The organism is Mycobacterium sp. (assembly GCF_035640695.1).
In the GTDB taxonomy this organism is placed as follows: Bacteria; Actinomycetota; Actinomycetes; order Mycobacteriales; family Mycobacteriaceae; genus Mycobacterium.
This window is the reverse complement of record NZ_DASQVQ010000115.1, coordinates 1-3,448: the sequence shown is the minus strand read 5'-3', so window position 1 is coordinate 3,448 and position 3,448 is coordinate 1. Positions and strand designations below refer to the sequence as shown.

Below are 3,448 nucleotides of genomic sequence, written 5' to 3'. Positions count from 1 at the left end.
ACCTTGTCACCAAGGCGAAAGACAAGCGAGCCCTTGCCGGCCGGAAAGCGGTGCTGCGGCCCTGGATGGCGGACATCTTCGACACTGCTTACATCCCCGACCCGAGACAACGATGCGACCGGCTGGCCTCGCCGGCATGGGAACCAACGGCGACAACATCAAAGGCATCGCCCCCGCCCTGGTGATCACCGCCGAACTCGACCGCCTTCGCGATGAAGCCGCAGCGTATGCCGAAAAACTTGATGCCGCCGGCTCACTCGTGGAGTATCACGACGTGCAAGGATTCGACCACGGTTACAACATCATGGGCGACTCCATGGAGATCACCCGGCAGATGTACGACTTGATCGCCGATCATGTCAGCAACGCCACTGCCTAACGATTGACGCGGGTACGGTGAGGTGCATTCGCCGAAGGCGGCCGACAGTCGCGGGTTGTGGGAAATGATCATCAGGGCGGGACCGCTACCAAGCGCTGGCGCAAACACTGTGGCGGGCTCTCGACAATCACGATGCGGCACCTGATGACTTCCGTGCCAGCGTCATCGCGCACCTCAGCGGCTTCTTCACCATCGCGGCAAAGCACGATGCGTGCGCCGATCATGCACTGGCTGCATCTCTGGCCGAGGCCGCCATCCTTGCCATGGTGGACAAGTACCGCCCGCAGAGCTGACTCGGCCGCTCCAGTCCAAGCTCGCGGGTATGCCTTGCGATCGACAAGCATCCACGAGCGCCAGATCACGCAGGATGACGCTGCCTCACGCCCCGGAGCTGACGAAATCGCGGAAGGCCAGAGCGGCTGGGGCCAGCGCGGGATCGGCGGCCCAGATCAGACCGATGTGGCGGGTTGCCTTGGGGCGCAGCGGTATTTCCACGGTTCCCGGCCGGGGTTTCGGCTCCGCGGCCGGGAGCACGGCCACGCCGAGACCGGCCGCGACCAGGCCGCGCAGCGTGTCGACGTCATCGCCTTCGAAGGCCAACGTTGGGAGGAACCCGGCCGCCTCGGCAAGTTCGTCGGTGATTTGGCGCAGCCCGTAGCCGGGCTTCATGCCGACAGACGGTTCCCGGGCCAGATCGGTCATCCGCATCCGCGTCCGGTGGGCCAGTCGGTGTTCGGTCGGTACCGTCACCACCAATTGCTGCTCTTCCAAGGTGATCGCGGCGAACTCGCCTGGCCCTGGCAGTGGCGCGGTGAACGCCAGGTCAGCGCGCCCGCTGCGGACGTGGTCGAGCAGTTCCTCGTGCGGGCCCTGCAGCAGGCTGAACCGGACGTGCGGATGCTCGCGGCGGAACGTCCGCAACAGCCCCGGCAGCAGATGCTCGCCGAGTGTGTGCATGAAGGCCAGCACCACGTGGCCACGCTCGGGATCGCCCTCGTCGACGGCCTGCCGCACCCCGGCGGCCACCACAGCCAGCGCCCGGCCCGCCGCCTCGGCGAGGTAAGCGCCGGCGCGGCTGAGCCGGATGCCACGCCCGTCGGGTACCACCACCGGCGTGCCCAACTCGGTCGACACCATCGTTAGCCACCGGCTCGCGGTCGGCTGCGGTATGCCAACGGTGGCCGCAGCCCTCGTCAGATTGCCTTCCTCGGCCACCGCGCGCAGGAGCGCCAGCTTCGGGGCCAGTGACCCCGCGAGTGTTTCCTCGGACACACCTAGAATTATTGCCCCGGCGACCTTCGCTGGTCGAGCGCTATCAATTCATTAGTGAATGGATCATGCCAGGCATCGGTATTGGACGGATCGATTGCCCCGTACATACCGTCGGGCGACATGGTCACCTATGCAATGAACCCGCAAACCCGGCACCGGCGTGGCAGTTCGGGTTTCCGGAGGATCACCATCGCGTTGTTTTGCGCCGCACTGGCCACCTTCACCGCGCTGTACGCAACCCAGGCCCTGCTGCCCTCGCTCGGCACCGCGTTTCACCTCTCCCCCGCCGCGGCAAGCCTTGCCGTGTCAGTGGCCGCTGGCGGGCTCGCAGTAGGTGTCCTGCCGCTCACCGCCCTCTCCGAGACCCTCGGGCGCACACCGGTGATGACCGTTTCGCTGTTCGCCTCGGCCGCTCTGTCGCTGCTCATCGCGGTCAGCCCGAACTTCACCGTGCTGCTGGTGCTTCGCGGCTTGCAAGGCCTCGCGCTGGCCGGCATCCAGGCGGTGGCCATGTCATATCTCGCCGAAGAAGTGCACCGCGATTCGCTCGGCTTCGCGTCCGGTCTCTACGTCGCGGGCAACGCGTTCGGCGGCATGATCGGCCGGTTGCTGGCCGCGTTCGTCGACGACGTAGCCGGGTGGCGGTGGGCACTGGCCGTGGCCGGCATGGTCACGCTGGCCTGCGCCATCGCGTTTCGCGGCACCATCGTCGCGTCCGCCGGTTTTCACCCGCGCCCGCCGCGCATCCGGGAATTGGCGGCTTCGATCGGCCGCGCACTGACCGACGCCGGCCTGCTGGGTCTGTTCGCCGCAGGCTTCCTCCTGATGGGCTGCTTCGTCACCGTCTACAACTACCTCGGCTTCCGCCTGCTCGGTCCCGGCTTCCACCTGTCGCGCACCGTGGTCGGCCTGATCTTCACGGCATATCTGGCCGGTGCGTTCTCCTCGGCGTACGCCGGTCGTCTAGTGGACCGGTTCGGTCGGCCGCGGATGTTGTGGATCATGGCCGCGATCATCCTGGCCGGGCTCCTCCTGATGGCCACCGGCAGCGTGGCCACGGTGATCCTCGGGCTCCTCGTTACCACCGCCGGGTTCTTCGCCGCCCATTCAGTGGCCAGCGGATGGGTCAGCGCACGATCGGCCAGGCTGGGCGTACAGGGCTCCGCCGTGTACGTGTGCTGCTACTACCTCGGTTCCGGCGTGGGCGGCTACCTCGGCGGCCTAGCGTTCTCGGCCGGCGGCTGGTCGGGTGTGACCTATTACATCGGCGCGTTCCTGCTCGCCGTGCTGACCATCGCCATCCTGCTGCGCAAGCTGCGACCGGCCGAGGCGATGGCTCGGTGATGAACACGCAGGCGGCGGGAAGACGCAGAGCCCCGTTAGCGACATGCACGGAGTCGTCTGGGCGGCAACGAAATCGAAGCGCAATTCTGAATTCATTAGAACGCAGGCCGCACCGCTGTTCGTACTGGGATGTGCGGCGAGGTCAGCTGGGAAACGCAAAGGAGTTGAATCATGGCAGTACCGCAGTATGGCGACTATCAGCACGAAATCTATCTCAACGGCCTCGACGGGCAATTACCCAGGTATCCGGTAGATTTCGCCTCACTTGAGCGCGCCGCGGCCGAGGTGCTGCCGTCGTTTGTCCGGTCTTACGTGGCCGGTGGCTGCGGTGACGAGGGCACCCAACGCGCCAACGTGGAGGCCTTCGCGCGCTATGGGATCGTGCCACGCATGCTCGTCGGCGCCACCGAGCGCGACCTGTCGGTGTCGCTGTTCGACATGCGGTTGCCGACG

Annotated in this window: 3 protein-coding genes and 1 pseudogene; 3 read left to right on the top strand and 1 reads right to left on the bottom strand. The window is 66.4% G+C overall.

The features are described from left to right. Positions 1–379, top strand: a pseudogene (locus VE759_RS13485) (alpha/beta hydrolase fold domain-containing protein); the annotation flags it as partial. Positions 380–757: 378 nt separating this feature from the next. On the opposite strand, the gene VE759_RS13480 reads toward VE759_RS13485, so the two are convergent. Further along, positions 758–1,651, bottom strand: coding sequence for a LysR family transcriptional regulator (locus VE759_RS13480; protein WP_324933070.1), 894 nt, complete (start codon positions 1,649–1,651; stop codon positions 758–760). 120 nt (positions 1,652–1,771) lie between these two features. On the opposite strand from VE759_RS13480, the gene VE759_RS13475 reads away from it, so the two are divergent. Then, entirely contained in the window at positions 1,772–2,995 is a 1,224-nt protein-coding gene (locus tag VE759_RS13475; protein ID WP_324933067.1) for an MFS transporter, read from the top strand. A gap of 171 nt (positions 2,996–3,166) precedes the next feature. Continuing rightward, positions 3,167–3,448 (top strand): alpha-hydroxy-acid oxidizing protein (locus VE759_RS13470; RefSeq protein WP_324933064.1); only part of this gene is annotated, 282 nt, incomplete at its 3' end.

What these genes read in the sequence shown, in the direction of transcription:
- VE759_RS13475 (WP_324933067.1), top strand. Translation starts at nt 1,772, where the DNA reads ATGGTCACCTATGCAATGAACCCGCAAACCCGGCACCGGCGTGGCAGT.